Source organism: Clostridium sp., assembly GCF_040797585.1.
In the GTDB taxonomy this organism is placed as follows: Bacteria; Bacillota; Clostridia; order Clostridiales; family Clostridiaceae; genus Clostridium_Z.
The window spans coordinates 1-18455 of record NZ_JBFNEO010000028.1; the positions used below are offsets into that span (position 1 = coordinate 1).

The following is an 18455-nucleotide window of genomic DNA, read 5'->3' on the forward strand; positions in this document are numbered from 1 at the left end:
GTCCTATAAACCCTATACCCCAACTTCCCTGTTTTAATATTGGTTCTATAGAATCCTCCGGATTTAATCCTTCTGACCCTTTCATAAGACCTTGTCCTGCAACAAAAGGTAAATCTTTGATTCTTAACTTTTTTAATACTTCATATCTATGAAGCAAAGCTTCCTTTGCAAGATCTAGTTTATTTTGAAGAAGGGTAAAGAATTTATCTACATCTCCCTTAGCTAATATACCAAGCCTTGGTAGATTTATTGTAGTTGGAGCTATATTCCCTCTTCCCTTTGTACCTGGTTCTCCATTTATATTTGACATTAGATAAGTTCTGCATCCCATAGTTGCAGGAACATACCCTTTATCATAATATTCCTTATTAAAATCTGCATCTATATTCATAAATGTAGGGTTCATTCTCTTTGCAGCTACTCTACAAGCTAGCTTATATAGGTAATGATAAGGATCATTTACCTCTCTGTTTAATCCTTCTTTAACCCTAAATATTATATTAGGAAATATTGGTTGTTCCCCTTTTCCAAGGCCCTTCTCATATTCCAAAAGGAAAATTTCACATAAAAGAGCTGCATCTTTACTGTCTGGTGTTCCTATATTTACTGAACTAAAAGGAACCTGAGATCCCGCTCTTGAATGCATAGTATTTAAGTTATATACTATACCCTGCATAGCTTGATGTATTCTTTTTCTAAGTCTAGTTTCTACTAATTCATCTAACTTCTCTTCATCTACAGAAAGCTCTAAAAGTTCTTCTCTTATCTCTTGTCTTGTAGGCTCTATAAAAGCTCCTAAATCATTATCAAAGTCTGGGTGTGATTGTCCTCCAAACATATCATTTTGAGTAGATTGAAGAAGTATACAGGAAAGCTCTGCAGCTGTTTCTATTCTTCTAGGCTTTAGTATTGTACCATATCCAGTATTGAATCCTCTCTCTAGAATCTCTTTTGTTGGTATATGAAGACAATTTGTTGTTAAGTTGTAACTATCTAAATCATGATAGTATACATCTCCATTTTCATGGGCTCTAGCTAAATGCTTAGGCATTGATCCAAGATTATACCACTTATTAGACTCACTAGCTATTCTCAATAACTTAGAGCTAAAATTATTTCCTACATTAGCATTATCTCTGTCTGTTTCCACCCCAATTTTTCCTATTGCTTTCATAAGATCAGACTTTATTTCACGTACCTTATTTCTCTCTCTTCTATAACTAGAATATGCCTGAGCTGTTTTTGTTAACCCTTGTTCTTTTAAACCTTTTTCCACTAAATTTTGAATTTTTTCTACTGATATATTATCTATATTTTCATCTTCTATGTACTTAATCACCTTTTGAGTAATATCCATCATTTCACTATCTTTAAGTGGATGTCCTATTTCCTCTGCTGCACCCTTTACAGCCTCAGTAATCTTAAGAAAATTGAACTCAACCCTTCTACCATCACGTTTCACAACATATAGCATATATTTACCCTCCAGTGCACTATATCTAGTATTATTCATACCGACTTATTATAAAGCATAGAATTTTTATTAGCAATTTTATTTTTAAGTCTTTTTTTTTATATATTTACAATAAGCAATTATTCCTTATATTTTTAAGGTTTTTTGACTGTTCTCTTATGTTGACAAAACAAATTCTTTTATTTGTACGAATTAACTTTACATATATTTAATATAAATTATTAATATGACTTTTTATAGGAGGATTCTATATGAAAAAACTATATATTATTACTTTATCCATTGTAGTTCTATTTTTCTTAGTAGCTTGTAATAATAAAACTAATATTCCTAAGGAAGATGAAGACAAGGATACTACCTCTAAACCTGTAACATCTCAGTTAACCTCTCCCTATACAGGGGAAGTTTTAGAACCAGATATATATAATAATTCAGCTTTTATGGCAATAATAGAAAATTCCAAGCTGGCAAGACCTCAATCTGGACTTAATGAAGCAGATATTGTATTTGAAACCTTAGCAGAAGGGGGAATCCCTAGATTCATTGCTCTTTTTCATAAAAACACCCCTAATGTTATTGGTCCTATTAGAAGTGTAAGACCTTACTTCTTAGATATATCAAAAGATTTTAATCTTCCCTTTGCCCATTGTGGTGGTTCCGATGAAGGTCTTGAAATTATAGAAACAGAAAATCTTATGTCCCTAAATGAAATGGAGAATGGTAAATACTATTGGAGAGATAAAAAAAGAAAAGCTCCTCATAATCTATACACTTCCTCCTCTAATATTAGAGAATTAATTGCTAAGAAGAGCTTTAATCCATCTATAAAAAGCCCCCTTATTTTTGATAATAGCTATTGGGATAACCCTGCTTTAGAAAGTGCTTCTTCAATAAATATAAAAGTTAATTCATCTTATACCACCTCTTATAATTTTGAAGATGATTCTTATGTCAGATATATGGATGGTAAAGAACATATAAATAGAGAAGATAATTCTCCTCTCTCTTTTACTAACATAGTAATTCAACTTACTTCTATAAAATTAAGCAGTGATAATCTTCATGTAAACATAGATCTTTCTTCAACAGGTACTTCTTATGTATTATCTCAAGGAAAAATAAAAAAAGGAATATGGGTTAAGGACTCATTATCAAATACTATATTAATTGATAATGAGGGTAAAACCATACCCTTATCTGAAGGTAATACATGGTGGAGCATATTTGATAGTGATTCTGTTATTGATATAACTCCTTAAAAAAGATTTTTCCTAATAAGCTCTTGAAATAATCAGCCAATCTTATATAATAAGGACTTATGATAATATTTCTATATGAAAATTATCATAAGTCCTTTTATAAATTACACACAAAAAATATATATTACATTTTCTCTATCCTTACTATATCCTTATATTTAGGAAGCTCATTTATTATCTCATCATAATCCTTACTCATGTTTAGTTCTAAACAATATTCTGTATCTATAATGCCTTCAGACTCTACTTGTCCAACATTATAACCTACACTAATAACCTTTATATTATTTTTCTTAAAAAAATTCATTATAGTTTTATTTATATTTTCATTTGTATTATGATGTATTTTAAGTCTTATCTCATGATATGCAGTCATATACTTTCTTTCAAACTTCTTAAGGCTTACAAGAACTATGACTACTATTAAAGTAGCACTTATAGTTAAAAAATAATAACCCATACCTACTCCAAGACCAACTATAGCAACTACCCACAAAGAGGCTGCTGTAGTTAACCCTTTTATTTCTCCCTTATCTCTAAGTATCGTTCCTGCTCCTAAGAAACCTACTCCGGTTATCACCTGAGCTCCTAGTCTTCCCATATCTACCTTTATCACATTAGAAAGAGCTGGATTTCTCTCTATAATACTTATAGACTCATAGAATGAGTAACTTTGAATAAGTGAAACTATACATGCTCCTAAGCAGACTAATATATGAGTTCTAAATCCTGCTGGTCTATTCTTATATTCTCTTTCGTATCCTATTATTCCGCCTATAACTACTGCCATAATAATTCTGACTAAGGTCTCGTATTCATTCATATTCATCATCCTCTAAAGCTTGTTATACCTTTTCTTTTCTTACTAAAATACATTTTCTTATCTATTTCATCTATAATTCTATTTACCTTTTTATATTCCTTAGAGTCAATTAAAGAAACTCCATAGCTAAACGCTAAATTGAATCTCATACATTTCTTTGATAAATCCTCTTGAAGCCTTTTAAGCTTTAAATCTCCTTCTATAACCCCTTGATTTTTAAATATTAAAATAAATTCATCTCCTGCTATTCTGCCACATATATCCTCGTAGGTTGATACATCCTTAATGGCCTTTGCAAATATTCTTAATGCTTCATCTCCTACATTATGACCAAAATTATCATTGATGCTTTTAAAATTATCAATATCAATCATAGCTATAGAAAAGAAAGAGTTTTTTTCTTTAACTTTCTCTATCTCTTCTTCTAAGAATCCCTCTATACTTCTTCTATTATAAAGTCCTGTAAGAGGATCTATAGAAGCTATATGCTTCCACTTTTCTTTTATTAGAAAGTTTTTAATTGCTAATTCTAGTTCTAATTTTATATAGTACATTATATCTATGTCACTTTCATCAAAGGTTACACACTTATCATTATAAATATTATCAATATTTATAATCCCTCTAACTCTTCCATCTAAGGTTATAGGCATACTTAAAACATTTCGGATTGATAATGATGCGTCATATTTAACTAGCCTATTATATCTATTCTTATTCATATACTTTATATTTAGTTCATTTGCATTGCTAATTATAGCTGGTCCTGAAAAACCATTATATCTATACAATAAAACTTCATCTCTAGGAATCTTTATATCTTTTAATCCTTCATCAAATCCCTTTATAGCCCTAAAATTAAAGTTTCCTTCCTCATCTTCCATTAATATGGAACCTCTATCGGTTTTTGCTATACATTTTGTTACTCCATCTAGTATTAACTTATATATATCGTCTTCATTGTCTATACTAGGTATATTATCCATAATCTCATATAAAGTTCTTCTAACTTCATCTCTTCTATTAACTATGATATTTAATTTTTTTATTTTCATTTTTTGTATAAATATTATAACTATTAAAGAAACTATTACTATGAAAAGAATCAATTGCGTAGTTCTCATGGAATTACCTCCATCACATACCAATTTAGTAATTATACTATACCATTATTAGAAATTTTTTCATAGTTACTAATTATCATATAACTCTATCACTATTGATATAGTTATCATTTGTGATATAATTTTATTATTAAATGATTTAGGACTCTATGCTCTTATATAATTAAAGTATAATTTTCCCTAATGGTTTAAATAAATGGAGCTAAAGTCCCGAACAATAATACAGGTTAGGAGGCCTAGAAATTGGAAAAAATAGCTTTAATTTGTGATAGTTCTTGTGATATTTCTAAAGACCTATTAGAAAAATTTAACATTAACCTATTATCATTTAGGATAATTTATAAGGATAAAGAGTTTAGAGATGGGGTGGAGATATCTCCAAAAGAAGTTTACGACAATATTACAAAAGAATTGCCTACAACATCTCTGCCTTCTATTAAAGATATGGATGATACTTTCAAAAAGATTACAGATGAGGGTTATACTCATGTTATAGTAATAACTATATCTAGTGGATTATCAGGTACCTTTAATGCCTTAAATTTAGTATCTGAAAATTACCCTAACCTAAAAATTCATCTATATGACTCTAAATTTTTAACAATGGCTACAGGTACAATATGTATAAGATGTGCAGAACTTATAAATAAGGGTCATAGCTTTAATGAAATTATAGAAACATTACCTAAGGTTCGTGAAAAACTATCAGTATACTATGTGGTAGACACTCTTGAATATTTAAAAAGAGGTGGAAGAATAGGTAAAGTAGCTGGAACTATAGGTGAACTTTTAAATATAAAGCCTATAATATCAATAAATGATGATGGTGTTTATGAGGTTCAATGTAAAGGAAGAGGTAAAAAACAAGCCTTGTCTAAGCTCCTTGATATTGTAAAATCTAACACCATTAAAGGTCCTTGCAACATATGTGTTATGCATGGAGGCGCCTTAGAAGAAGCTAAGAAACTCCTTGATCAGGTTAAGAGTATTCCAAATGTTTTAACCACTTATTTTGGAGAAATAAGTCCATCTCTTGGTGTTCATACTGGGCCTGGTCTTGTAGGAGTTGTTATAGAAAAGGAATTCTAGAACTATGGATAAGTATTCATTTGATGATTCAGAGATACAATTAGAAGAAAAAAGACTATATGAGGAGTATAAGTCTAAACTTAAAGAACTAAAAAAAGTTCAAAAAGAAAAAGAAGCCGTTGGGCAAGTATTTACTAAAGGACTTCTTCCTATATATGTTATGTATATATTAAGCTTAGGTGCAACTAATGGCAATGATATATCCCATAAAATAGGTGAAAATACAAAAGGCCTTTGGGTTCCTAGCACTGGTGGTATATATCCTATACTTAAAAAGTTTGAAAAGGAAGGACTATTAGTTGGTAATTGGGATGATCCTAAGAAAAAATTTCAACGGATATATACCCTTACTGATGATGGTTATAAAGAGTTTAATAAGAGAAAATATTTATTAAAGAATCGCATTGAAGAAGCTCTTATGGTTTTTAATATAATATTTAATGACTTATATGAAGAATAAGCTCAGGAAATTTTCCTGAGCTTATTCTTTATTCTGTACTTATTGCGTTAACTGGACAACTATCTTCTGCTTCTTTAGTATCATCCTTTGCATCATCTGGGACTTCATCAACTATGGTTTTAGCCTTTCCGTCATCATCCATATCAAAAACTGATGGAGATATAGATGGGCATAATCCGCATCCTATACAAGTATCCTTATCTACATATGCTTTCATAGAAATACCTCCTGTAAAATCTACTACAAATTTATTATCTGTATAATACCCGTGATTATTCATAAAATAACTGTTTAAATTTATAAATATAGAACGAATCCTCCTTCAAATGGTATTCTTTCCACCATCTGAAGGTTAGATGAGTTAATCTATGGGCGTGACAACTGTTATTCTCCACCTCTTAAGAGGTTAGTGATGTTACAGCTCCTAACCATCAGATAAAAGCATATTATTAAAACCCCATAAAATCTTACTTAATTATTGTAAGATTTTATGGGGTTCATCTTCAATACCAATATAATTATATTAAATAGATTATACTATTGAATTTATTAAAGAAGAATACATGTCACTTTCCTTTATATAATCCTCAGCTGTTCCACTTTCTAGGTTTTCAACTAAATCTAAGTTTATAGGAAGTTCTCCAAGTAATGGTATTCCTAAATACTTTGCATGCTCTTCTGCTGGTTTTTTAGAGAATACCCTTGTTTTTTCTTTACATCCATTGCATACTATGTATGCCATATTCTCTACAACTCCCTTTACAGGAACATTTAGCTTTTCAGCCATTATTACAACTTTTTTTACAATCATAGATACCATATCCTGTGGAGTTGAAACAACAACCATATTGGTTATTGGAAAGCTCTGCATTACAGTAAGGGCTATGTCTCCTGTTCCTGGAGGCATATCTATTAATAAGTAATCAAGGTCATCCCACTGAGTATCTCCATACATCTGATTAAGAACTCCATTTATAACTGGTCCTCTCCATAAAACTGGTTGATCTTCTTCTTGAGTTAGAAGATTTATAGATATTACCTTTATACCTAAATTTGTTGTAACTGGTATAAACTTAACATCCTGACCATTATCAAGAGGAATTATGTCTGCTCTCTTTTCATTTATTCCAAAAAATCTTGGCATAGATGGTCCTGTAATATCTGCATCAAGAACTCCAACTTTAAAGCCCTTTTTCGCAAGCTCTGTTGCCATTATTCCTGTTACAGTACTCTTACCAACTCCTCCTTTACCACTTATAACTCCTACTATATTCTTTATATCTCCATATTTAGGAGTTATCTTTCCACAACTTTCTGCCTCATTAGTTGCTTTTTTAGAGCAATTATTTTTACTTGCACATGTTGAACAATTTCCCATTACGTTTCCCTCTCTTTCTTAAAAATTATCTGGTTTTTCTTTTGTTATATTAATTGACCATCCTCTGTCATCATTATTACACACTACATAGTATTTTTCCTCTGAATTTTCTTGTTTATCATTTACTGTTATTATACTTTTATATATTGTTGTTTTATATCCATAGGTTCTAATATTTATAATAGTGTCAAACTCTTCTTTATTTTTTTCAACTAATTGGGCATTAGGCATCTTACTTTCTAATTGTTCCTTAAAATACTGAAGATCTATGGACAATATATATTTAGCCACTTCTACATCGTCAGCTATGTTTATTCCTACTTTTTTATTACTATCAATATCTTTACCATATTCATCTATAAATTTTAATAGAACATCATAGTATAATTCTTCAAATTTTCTAGGCTTTCTAAGAGTAGATAGATTCCTTATTATATCATTATCTATTCTGTCTGAAACCTGATAAGATTTTCCATCCTCACTATAAAAATTTCCTACGCCTTTTTGTTCAAAGCCAACTACATAGTTAAACTTATGTACCTTATCACCAGTTTCATGAATTTCAAAAATATAATCTGGATCTAAATCTGTTTTTTCTGAAACTGTCTTAGCACTAGATAATATTTTATATAGGTCTTTTACAGTACCCTTATCAGTAGCTATAAATTTAAATCTTTCATCCCTAGTGCTCTGAATTACTATCTTTTCAACTTTATTTTCATTCATATATTCAAAATCATTATTTTTAAGACCAGTTTTTACTTTTAACTTATCAATCTTACTACACCCACCTAATATAAATAGTGTGAGTATTAAAAGTAAAATATAAGAAAATCTTTTAAATCTCACTTTTAACTCTTCTCTCCTTTATCTTAGACACCTTAATCCATAGTGACTAGTTATTCTTTTGAAGATGCTCTATATATATTATACAGTAGTATTCCTAATATAAAAACAAATAAAGAAATAAATTGTGATGTGGATAATATACCCACATTATCCCTCGAATCAGCTCTTAGAAATTCCACTAAAAATCTACCTAAACCCTAAAGTACTAGTTACATTGAGAAGATTCTACCCTTTATCATACCATATTAAAAATATCACTAAAATCATATTAAGTATGGATGAATAAATTATATTATACTCCTCAATAGAAAAAGAGAAGCTAAGTATGAGCTCCTCTCTATTCCTTTTGCTTAAATTATAATACTTTGATTTTTTTTAAGCAAATTAATTTTTTAAGAATATTATTCCTTATAGCTAAAAGTTTCTACAATAGTCTTAAATAACAAAGAATAATTTTCCTTATTTTTATTTTTATCCACAAAAAATGAGAATTTTACTATAGACTCATCTAAATTTATAAAGTACTCATATACATTGTAGCTTACCTTCTCTGATTCCATAGTATAAGTAACCTGAAAAGATTCCCTATTGTTAAGCTTAGATAAAGAACTTACATAATCATTATATACGTAGTCTTTCATTCCATAATCTTTACTTCTCTCCACAAAGGTCTTAAGTGAGCCATCATCATTCCATATCTCCACATAACCATGAAGATGTAGTGCTTTATCTGAAAAATTATTACTATATAATATCTCACTTACATTATAATCGTTCTCTTTAGAAGTCCATTCCTCTGGTAAATTATATATAAATTTATCATTAAGAGCGGAATATTTCTTTAAATTAATTAAGTCACTATTAATAAGAGCTGCTTTCTTTAAGTCATTATCAAAATTACCTTGAAGTGCAAATAAAACCAAAATTAAGCCTATTATAACAAGGCTTACTCCAAGTCTTTTTCTATTTATATCAATCTTTTTCATAAACTTCACTGCCCCCTAATATGTATTACACGCCCATTAAAAATGAGCGTGAATTATCTTAAATTTAGTAAATAATAATCTTATACTCTTTCTAGGAATTTAATTAATGTAAATATTATTTCATAGGAACTACAATTATGGAGTTCTTGAAGTCATAGAACATCATCCAATATCCCATGTTACTTTCTTTTCCATGATGATCTTTCCATGGCATCCAGGTTACAAATCCAGATTTTCCTCCATAAGGTTGATCTGCCTTATCTCTTCTTCCTGGTATAGCATAAACTAAATATTTCATATTTCCGTGATCATCACACATAAGTCCCATCATATAATGGTCATGTTTCTTTATATAAGGATAATAGTTCATCATTGGATAATAAACTATAGTATACTTATTGTAATTATGAGAATTACACATAGTATCAAGATTTTTTACAGGTACTTTATACCACCTGCATCTCTTTATTTCTTTACATCCGCCTTTTAACTCTTCAAAGCCTTCCATTACAGCCTTAAAGAACTCTCCCATACTACCCTTTGGATGAGATTCTTTCATCATCTTCATTTTCATTTCTTCTTCTTCTTTTTTCATTTGCATTTCCATTTCTTTTTGCTTCTCTAACTCTTTTTGCATTTCCATTTCTTTTTGCTTTAATTCTTTTTGCATCTCTGATTCTTTTTGCATTTCCATTTCTTTTTGCTTCTCTAATTCCTTTATCTTTTCTAAAGCCTTTTTCTGTTCTTCCCCTTTTTGCATCTCTAATTCTTTTATTTTTTCTAGTGCTTTTTGTTTATCTAACTCTTTTTGTTTCTCTAACTCTTTTATTTTGTCTAACATTTTTTGTTTATCCAATTCTTTTTGTTTCTCTAATTCCTTTATCTTTTCCATCATTTTCTGCTTGTCTAATATTTTTTGTTTTTCTTGTTCACTTACTTTTTCTTTTCTTTCACCATTTATCTCTTCTTTTATTTCATCTATTTGATTTTCATATTCATCAAATAGATTTTCTTTATTATTATCTTCTATACTTCTATTTTCTTCTGTATTAGTTGTTTCTTCTGTATTACCCCTATCTTCAGAATTAATTATTTCTTCATCATTAATTATATCTTCAGTACTTGCTTCTCTTTGTTCATCACTTTTCTGATCTCTATCATCACAACACTCTTTATGCTTCTTATGCTTTTTGTGCTCTTCTTCACAATCGTCCTTATGCTTTTTGTGCTCCTTGTGCTCTTCTTCACAATCGTCCTTATGCTTCTTGTGCTCCTTATGCTCTTCATCACAGTCATCCTTATGCTTCTTGTGCTCCTTATAATCTTCATCACAGTCATCCTTATGCTTCTTGTGCTCCTTATAATCTTCATCGCAATCGTCCTTATGCTTCTTATGCTCTTCCTTTTTCTTCTTCTCTTTATGATCTTCTTCATATTCTTTTTCTTTCTTCTTGTATTCTTTTTTCTTAATCTCTTCATTACAATGGATCATTGAATATTCTTTGAATCTTTCTGGTATATCACTAGAAGCAAAACCTGTCATTATATAATAAAGTTTTTCTTCTACAAATTTTACAACAGCTGCTCCTCCAACCTTATCTATGCCAATACCAGTATTCCCCACATTATCCATGCCACATTCATAGGTAACATCTGCCCTACCATTATCATCTATGTTCAATTTTCCAAGATTAATAAGTTTCTTGCTATCCTTCTTGTTACATATAAGAACCATATAGCAATTATCCTTATCTCTCCTTATATTTTGTACATAGAATGACACTTTACATTTATCATTTTTTGTTTCAACCTTGGCATATCCAGAGGTCTGTTTATCATCAGAAATAGAATGCCCCTTATCATCTTCTTGTAAAATTATAAAATATCTACTATAAGACTTCTTGCTAGACACTTTAAGGCTACCTCCACATATTTTTATTCACTTATAGTATATGTTTATTATGTAAAAACTTTCCTGTTTTATTTAATTCCATGTTATTTTCTAAAAGATTTATAAGGATTCTCTTTGCTTATATATTCTTTAATGTAGTATTTTATTAATATCTATATTAAAAATAGCCCTTACTCATAAACCTAAAATATCTTAGATTTAAAAGTAAGAGCTATTTTTCTAAATTTATTTCTTCATTAAATCATATACAGCATTTGAAAGACTTCCGAACTCCTCTAGGGATAAAGTTTCGCCTCTTCGTTTTTGATCAATCCCTGAATTCTCGAAGGCTAAAGCTAATTCCTCTTTAGAAAGTCCAAGGTTCTTTGTTGCATTCCATAGAGTTTTTCTTCTCATATTAAATGAGTCTCTAACTACCCTAAAGAATAACTCCTCACTCTTCACCTTAACCCTCGGTTCATCCAATTTATCCAGTCTTATTACTATAGAATCCACCTTAGGTTTTGGAATGAAAGAAGTTGGGGGAACTCTTCTTACAATTTTAGTATTACAATGATATTGTACTAAAATTGATAAGGCTCCATACTCCTTACAATTTGGTTCTGAATTTATTCTCTCTGCTACTTCCTTCTGAATCATTATTGTTAAAGATTTAAACTTATAACCTCCAGTTAGAAGATTTGCTATTATTGGTGTTGTAACATAGTATGGAAGGTTAGCCGCAAGCTTTACACTCTTTTCCTCCCCTATGATTTCATTAAAGTTAACCTTTAATGCATCCTTATGTATAAGCTGAAAATTATCATAATCCTTTAACTCCTCAGATAGTATAGGAATTAGATCTGAATCTAACTCTATAGCAGTAACTCTCTTTGCTCTTTCAAGAAGAACCTTAGTTAAAGTTCCAACTCCAGGTCCTATCTCTATAACAAAATCTTCCTCATTTATATCTGCTCCATTTACTATATCTAAAAGCACGCTATCATCTATCAAGAAATTCTGCCCAAGACTCTTGGTAAATTTAAATTTATATTTTTCTACTATATCTTTAGTCTTATTATCCATACTTTATCTCCTATGATTATTAAAATATTAATCTCTACTCTAAATTTAACTTTTTATAAGCTTCTATGAACTCTTCCTTAGTTATTCCAAAATTATTAAGTCTTGATACAAACTGATTAGAATTACAATATCCTATACCTAATTCATACCCAAGCTTTTCTCTTCTTTCCTTAGATCTTTTATCTCCCGTAAGTTTAAAAAATACCATATCTGAAGTAGTAAACTCTTCTCTCTTTTCCTTTACAGTGCATTTTGCATTATTAAGTGCTCTTATTATAGCCTCTTCACATGCATTCTCAACACCTATATCATCATCCTTTGTTCCTTCAGTTTGGCTTATATAAGCATGTTTTATTCCCGGTACCCTCTTTGATATTATTCTTCTTATCTTCTCTCCTGCAAAATCTGGGTCTGTAAGAACTATAACCCCTTGTCTTTTTTGAGCTTCCTTTATTCTATCAATAACTTTTTTATTTATTCCAAATCCACCTACTGCTATAAGCTCTGCATCCACAGCTCTTTTTACAGCAGTTATATCATCTCTACCTTCTACAACAATTACTTCCTTAATCAAAGATATACTTCCTTTCAAATTTAAAATCTATCTATTTAAAAATATCTTCATGTATAGTAAAATCTACTCTACTATTATACACATATTTTTGTTAAATTAAAATAAGCAGTAGAGGGGATATACCCCTAACTACTGCTTATCCTAAAATATATATATTTACATATTTTACTCCCCAGTTATAAACCTCACTGGAAGTATTGAAAAATAAGTCTATTTTATCACCCTTAATGGCACCACCAGTATCCTCTGCTATGGCATATCCATAACCCTCAACCCATACCTTTGTACCTAAAGGAATAACTCTTGGGTCTACCGCTATGGTACTATATCCATTAGGGTTTCTCTTTGGTTTAGTTCCTGTTGCTGTTATATGGTTTCCATTGGAACCACTATTGTAGTAAGCTGTAGACTTAACCTTCATAGATTTCTTATAAGCTAACTGATCTCCACCACCTCTTGAAAGGCTAAGAGTGCTTAATGTTCCTTGTAGAACAACTTTATCTACAGGCTGTCTTTTTATATTTTCACTTACTACTTTTCTTGAAACCTCTTTACCATCCTCATAAACAACTCTTGTTGTAACTTCTCTTTCTCCTGATTTACCCTCTTGCATAGTCTTTTTCTGACTATTTAATAGATTGTCATCTTTCTTAACTACTGTATTAAAATCAATAGGTTCAGTTTCTGTGAGAAGCTTGGTTTCAACTCTTACAATGTCAACTTTCATTCCATCTTCTATTTTGGAATCCTTAGAAGGTGATATTCTATCCTCCTCTAAGTAGTTGACGTTTTCAGCTCTTAACATAGATTCTATGTCTTCCTCTGCTGTTAAAAACTCTAAATTTTGTCCATCTACTTCTACCTGGACTTTAACAGCCTTCTTTATATTTATTATGTCATCTTTACCTATTTCGCTGTCTAAACTTGGCTCTATCTTATCTTTTGGTCCAATTTCTATTCTATTGTCATTAAGAGCCCCACTTACGGTCCTTTTATAAGTTACTAACTCCTGATTATTTCCGTCTATAACAACTGTAACTGTTTTTCTCATACTGTAAATCGTAGCAACTAATGCTACTATCACTAACGATAGCACGAATGCTGCCTTTGGACCGTTTGAAAAGTACTTGGAATAAACTTCTTTAAACTTTTCAACCATATCAATTACCTCCCTCTGGCAAAACATATTGTTTATTATAACGTGCATGTAGAAGCTTGTCAAATTTTAAATTAAATTGACGTCTAACTTCAAGCACAATGCTATATAAAGCATAACAGTATAAAATTAAAATATGATTGCTTTTTTTGTCAGAAGGGATGAATAAAAACTCAGACCCTCTGAGAGTATGGTCTATTGTTTTTACCTTATAATTATATTTACTATTTCTTAGATTAATTACTAAATTGGAAATTTTTTATAATTTCTATAAAAAGATTTTATATTATTATTTTATATTTAGCAACTGTTTTGTGTTCCATATAGCTTGATTATTTAATTCTTCTATAGAAATTTCTTTGATTTCCGCTATCTTCTCTGCCATATACTTTATATAATCTGACTGGTTCCTCTTACCTCTATGAGGTGTAGGCGCCATATACGGACAGTCAGTTTCTAATAAAATTCTATCAAGAGGCACTTCCTTAGCCACTTCTAGTATCTTTTTAGCATTTTTAAAAGTTACTACTCCTGTAAATCCTATGTAATAACCTATCTTTAAACACTCTTTAGCAAACTCTGGACTTCCTGAAAAGCAATGTACAACTCCCTTTACTTCTTTAAATTCTTTTAAAATATCAAGAGTGTCCTTATGAGCATCCCTGTCATGTATAACTACTGGCAAATTAAGCTTTCTAGCAAGATCCATTTGCTTTCTAAAAGCTTCCTTTTGGATTTCCTTAGAAGGGTTGCTATCCCAATAATAATCAAGACCAATTTCTCCTATGGCTCTTACTTTATGGAATGCTGCCATTTCCTCTATTTCCTTTAAAATTTCATCATTTACTTTATCAGCGTACTCTGGATGTATTCCCACTGCAGCATAAAAGAAATCATATTTTTTAGAAAGCTCAAAGGAAGCCCTTGCCCCCTCTATAGAAGACCCGCAATTTAGCACTCCTATAACTCCCTTATTTTTTATCTCCTCAATAACATTATCTCTATCCTCATCAAAGGCTTCATCGTCATAATGTGCATGAGAGTCAAATATCTTTAGCTCCATTATAAAATCACTCCTTTTGTTTATTAATTCTTTCAGTTTATCATATAAATTATACATTAACGCCTTAAAGAAGTATATTTAAATGATTTATTGGAAAAATATATAGAGTATATTACTTATGAGTTTAGGAGGTTTTTTTAATGAAAGGTAATGTAAAATGGTTTAACTCTGAAAAGGGTTATGGATTTATAACTACTGAAGATGGAGAAGATGTATTCGTTCATTACTCCTCAATACTAGGGGAAGGATTTAAATCACTAAAAGAAGGTGAAGCAGTTAATTTTGATTTAACTGAAGGTAATAACGGAAAACAAGCAGTTAACGTAATAAGCAATAGTGTAATTTAAGATTTTTATTTTTACGTTTGTTAAAATTACGAATTTTTACGTTAGATCTTAGTTTATCCACTGTTATGAATCATTATAGAACGAATCTTCCTTCAGATGGTGTTCTTTCCGCCATCTGAAGGTTAGATCAGTTAATCTAGGGGCGTAGCAACTGTAACACCCCCACCTTTTAAGAGGATGGGGGGTACAGCTTATAGACATCAGATAAATAGTGGATCAAGACTTATTGAAATCAGAATTATAGTCTTAGTAAGTTACAAGTTTATTTAACCTTTAGAAGATAGGAAAACTTGTAACAATAACTATAGACACCTTTAAGTTTATACATCTTTAAGTAAAAAATAGTTATTAAACATATAAAAGTAGGATTTACCCTTAGTGCACCGTGGTAAATCCTACTTTTATATTATTTACAGCAAAAATTAAGCATATGTATTGACATCTAATATTTATTGGTTTTATAAAGAAACTTTTAAGCTAGGTTTTTATCTATATATAGAGAGAATTAATTAAAGGATTCAGAAGTCCTATTATCCCTCCAAGTAAAGCACCAAGCCAAGTTATAGCTTTAAGTTCTTTACTAGCTATACTCAGTATAAGCTCTTCTGCAAAATCTACCGGGAATGTATTAATTTGATTTTCAACTATTCCCTTGACATTTAATAAATCTACTAACTCCTCCCCTTGATTTTCGATAAATTTCCCATATGCACCCTTTACTAAATCAACAAGAATAATTGATATCTTCTCTTCCTTACCACTTAAGATATCTTTAATGGATAGACTCATAATCTTATCTATTAATTTATTTATAGTTCCCTCATTACAAATCTCATTACAAATTTTATCACTTATATAAGTTAATCCCTCATTATTATACTCATTGTCTAAGTACATAATAAATTCTTTTACTTCTTTATTACATCCTTTATCTATTAACTTGTTTAGAGCCATTACTATTTCTTCTTGAACATTATCCTTATATATATTTCCTTCTATAAATGTAATTATTTTATTATATATAGCATCTCCATTAACGAACATTGCCATTAAAGGATTAACATTATCCGCTATACCTTTAGATATAGCATTTTTTAATTTCATAGCATTTCCTGGATCTTTTATCATGCTTAATATGTAAAGGCTTATATCCAACCTATTTTCACTTATATAACTCTTAAACCCATATACTGGTTTATCTCCAATTAAGTCTGATACTTTATAATTGTTAAGTATTATATCTTCTTTCTTTTCTATTAATATGCTTTCTATGGTTTCTTTAAAAGAATCCTTATTTTTTAACTCTTTTAAATTATCATATATATCACTTCTTAAAGGTGATAAAATATCACTTAACTTTTTCTCAGAAGTTGCTATATTTCTTACCTTATCTTTAACTAATATCTCTATATGATTATAAACCTCTTCACTACATAGAGCATTAATTAAATTCTCTTTCGATAGTAAGTGCTCTCCTACTGTTTCTCCCACATTTTTAGCTATCCTTTTTTGCTCCTTTGGTATAAGTCCTGGAGTAAATGGAACTTTAAATCCTAAGATTCGTTTTTCCGCGTAAGGTCTAAAAAGCATCTTTATGGCAAGCCAATTAGTTATGTAACCTATTATAGCTCCCACTATACATGGTATTAAAATCTTCATAAAATTCCTCCTTTTATATTATGAATCTTATTAAACTAATTTTCTAATAATCATTTCTAATATTTTGTACTCATTAGTACAATTATATATTGATTATATTGCGACATGATAAATATTTCAACTTATAATTTTCTTTAATTCTATATATCTATTTTTATCTTTTCTATTTTAATAATTCTAAATAACCGTTATAATTATTATTAACTATTATCAGTTATAGAACGAATCTTCCTTCAAATGGTGTTCTTTTCACCACCTGAAGGTTAGATGAGTTAATCTAGGGGCGTAGCGACTGTTATCCTCCGCCTTTTAAGAGGATGGGGGTGTTACAGTCGCTAGCCATCAGATAAATCATTATTAACTTTATAGGTGGTTATATGAAAAATTTTAATTATATAGAAACACTAAAAACGAATAAACTCTTTAAAGTCTTTACAGAGGATGAAATAGAAAAATTAATGAAAAACTTAACATATTCTATTAAAGACTATGGAAAAGAAGACATAATTTTTATGGAAGATGAAACTTGTAAAAGCTTAAGTATAATCCTTAAGGGATCTGTTGAAATACAAAAGATTGATAGCTCTGGAAAGGTGCTGAAAGTTTCAAAGTTTAAATCAGGAGATGTCTTTGGAGAAAATCTTCTTTTTGGAGATAAGAATACCTATCCTATGACAGTTGTATCAACAGACAACTCCTTAATAATGCACATATCTAAAGATTCTCTATCAAAGCTTTGTGAAAGTCATTCTAATTTCTTATATGAATTCTTAAAAATTCAATCTAACAAAGCCCTTGCCTTAAGTAGCAAAATCAAAGAAGTCACCTTAAAAACTATAAAGCAAAAAGTTTGTGAGTTTTTATTGAATGAATATGAGAAAAGTAAAAATACTACCATAAAGCTGGATATGTCAAAGAAAGAATGGGCAGATAGACTTGGTGTTCAAAGGCCTTCACTTTCTAGAGAACTTATAAAACTTAAAGAAGAAGGCGTAATAGACTATGATAAGGACTATATAGTAATAAAAGATATAGAAATCCTTGAAGATTTACTTCTATAAATATATCATTACTTATAAATATGAACTATAGATATATTTGTGTAAATACAAATCTACTACAGTTCCTATATTGAGAATGTATTAAAAATAATCTCTCATACAATGAAAAAACACTAGAAGAATTGTTATTTAAAATCATTCTTCTAGTGTTTTTCATATACTTAAAACTACTATTT

General features: G+C 29.8%; 18 protein-coding genes and 1 pseudogene. 5 read left to right on the forward strand and 14 right to left on the reverse strand.

Translation table 11 applies throughout. The annotated features are described in order from the left end of the window. Nucleotides 1-1474, reverse strand: a 1474-nt coding sequence (gene nrdD, locus AB2369_RS03275) for an anaerobic ribonucleoside-triphosphate reductase (RefSeq protein ID WP_367665043.1), incomplete at its 3' end; no start/stop codon positions are given. A gap of 251 nt (nucleotides 1475-1725) precedes the next feature. Between nrdD and AB2369_RS03280 the strand changes: the two genes are divergently transcribed. Next, nucleotides 1726-2733 (forward strand): DUF3048 domain-containing protein, encoded by a 1008-nt coding sequence (locus tag AB2369_RS03280; protein ID WP_367665044.1) that lies wholly within the window; start codon nucleotides 1726-1728, stop codon nucleotides 2731-2733. Nucleotides 2734-2857: 124 nt separating this feature from the next. Here the strand turns inward: AB2369_RS03280 and AB2369_RS03285 are convergent, their stop codons facing one another. Together AB2369_RS03285 and AB2369_RS03290 are read right to left on the reverse strand one after the other, a co-directional pair. Further along, nucleotides 2858-3556 carry an MgtC/SapB family protein gene (locus AB2369_RS03285; protein WP_367665045.1) on the reverse strand — a complete coding sequence of 233 codons (699 nt, stop codon included), beginning with the start codon at nucleotides 3554-3556 and terminating at the stop codon, nucleotides 2858-2860. Between the two features lie 5 nt (nucleotides 3557-3561). Next, entirely contained in the window at nucleotides 3562-4680 is a 1119-nt protein-coding gene (locus tag AB2369_RS03290) for a diguanylate cyclase (protein WP_367665046.1), read from the reverse strand. Nucleotides 4681-4923: 243 nt separating this feature from the next. Here AB2369_RS03290 and AB2369_RS03295 point away from each other — a divergent pair, with 243 nt between their 5' ends. After that, complete coding sequence (locus tag AB2369_RS03295; protein WP_367665047.1) at nucleotides 4924-5769, forward strand: DegV family protein; 846 nt, start codon at nucleotides 4924-4926, stop codon at nucleotides 5767-5769. Nucleotides 5770-5773: 4 nt separating this feature from the next. After that, nucleotides 5774-6229 carry a PadR family transcriptional regulator gene (locus AB2369_RS03300; protein ID WP_367665048.1) on the forward strand — a complete coding sequence of 152 codons (456 nt, stop codon included), beginning with the start codon at nucleotides 5774-5776 and terminating at the stop codon, nucleotides 6227-6229. A 28-nt stretch (nucleotides 6230-6257) separates the two neighbouring features. On the opposite strand, the gene AB2369_RS03305 is transcribed toward AB2369_RS03300, so the two are convergent. From AB2369_RS03305 to AB2369_RS03350, 10 genes and pseudogenes are all read right to left on the reverse strand, one after another. Then, nucleotides 6258-6446 (reverse strand): ferredoxin, encoded by a 189-nt coding sequence (locus AB2369_RS03305; RefSeq protein WP_367665049.1) that lies wholly within the window; start codon nucleotides 6444-6446, stop codon nucleotides 6258-6260. Nucleotides 6447-6761: 315 nt separating this feature from the next. Further along, nucleotides 6762-7607 carry an Mrp/NBP35 family ATP-binding protein gene (locus AB2369_RS03310; RefSeq protein ID WP_367665050.1) on the reverse strand — a complete coding sequence of 282 codons (846 nt, stop codon included), beginning with the start codon at nucleotides 7605-7607 and terminating at the stop codon, nucleotides 6762-6764. 18 nt (nucleotides 7608-7625) lie between these two features. Beyond that, complete coding sequence (locus AB2369_RS03315; RefSeq protein WP_367665051.1) at nucleotides 7626-8456, reverse strand: hypothetical protein; 831 nt, start codon at nucleotides 8454-8456, stop codon at nucleotides 7626-7628. A 50-nt stretch (nucleotides 8457-8506) separates the two neighbouring features. Further along, nucleotides 8507-8641: pseudogene (locus AB2369_RS03320) on the reverse strand (prolipoprotein diacylglyceryl transferase); the annotation flags it as partial. Nucleotides 8642-8857: 216 nt separating this feature from the next. Continuing rightward, complete coding sequence (locus tag AB2369_RS03325) at nucleotides 8858-9442, reverse strand: hypothetical protein (RefSeq protein WP_367665052.1); 585 nt, start codon at nucleotides 9440-9442, stop codon at nucleotides 8858-8860. Between the two features lie 115 nt (nucleotides 9443-9557). Further along, entirely contained in the window at nucleotides 9558-11354 is a 1797-nt protein-coding gene (locus tag AB2369_RS03330) for a hypothetical protein (protein WP_367665053.1), read from the reverse strand. 225 nt (nucleotides 11355-11579) lie between these two features. Next, nucleotides 11580-12419 (reverse strand): 16S rRNA (adenine(1518)-N(6)/adenine(1519)-N(6))-dimethyltransferase RsmA, encoded by an 840-nt coding sequence (gene rsmA, locus AB2369_RS03335; RefSeq protein ID WP_367665054.1) that lies wholly within the window; start codon nucleotides 12417-12419, stop codon nucleotides 11580-11582. 34 nt (nucleotides 12420-12453) lie between these two features. After that, nucleotides 12454-12993: a ribonuclease M5 gene (gene rnmV, locus AB2369_RS03340; protein ID WP_367665055.1), complete on the reverse strand. Its 540-nt coding sequence runs from the start codon at nucleotides 12991-12993 to the stop codon at nucleotides 12454-12456. Between the two features lie 136 nt (nucleotides 12994-13129). Then, nucleotides 13130-14152, reverse strand: a complete 1023-nt coding sequence (locus AB2369_RS03345) for a 3D domain-containing protein (protein WP_367665056.1) — start codon at nucleotides 14150-14152, stop codon at nucleotides 13130-13132. A 286-nt stretch (nucleotides 14153-14438) separates the two neighbouring features. Then, complete coding sequence (locus AB2369_RS03350; protein WP_367665060.1) at nucleotides 14439-15215, reverse strand: TatD family hydrolase; 777 nt, start codon at nucleotides 15213-15215, stop codon at nucleotides 14439-14441. A gap of 137 nt (nucleotides 15216-15352) precedes the next feature. Between AB2369_RS03350 and AB2369_RS03355 the strand changes: the two genes are divergently transcribed. After that, entirely contained in the window at nucleotides 15353-15559 is a 207-nt protein-coding gene (locus AB2369_RS03355; RefSeq protein WP_367665057.1) for a cold-shock protein, read from the forward strand. A 489-nt stretch (nucleotides 15560-16048) separates the two neighbouring features. Here the strand turns inward: AB2369_RS03355 and AB2369_RS03360 are convergent, their stop codons facing one another. Next, nucleotides 16049-17218 (reverse strand): DUF445 domain-containing protein, encoded by a 1170-nt coding sequence (locus tag AB2369_RS03360; protein ID WP_367665058.1) that lies wholly within the window; start codon nucleotides 17216-17218, stop codon nucleotides 16049-16051. A gap of 377 nt (nucleotides 17219-17595) precedes the next feature. Between AB2369_RS03360 and AB2369_RS03365 the strand changes: the two genes are divergently transcribed. Beyond that, nucleotides 17596-18279 carry a Crp/Fnr family transcriptional regulator gene (locus tag AB2369_RS03365; protein WP_367665059.1) on the forward strand — a complete coding sequence of 228 codons (684 nt, stop codon included), beginning with the start codon at nucleotides 17596-17598 and terminating at the stop codon, nucleotides 18277-18279. Nucleotides 18280-18455: the final 176 nt, after the last annotated feature.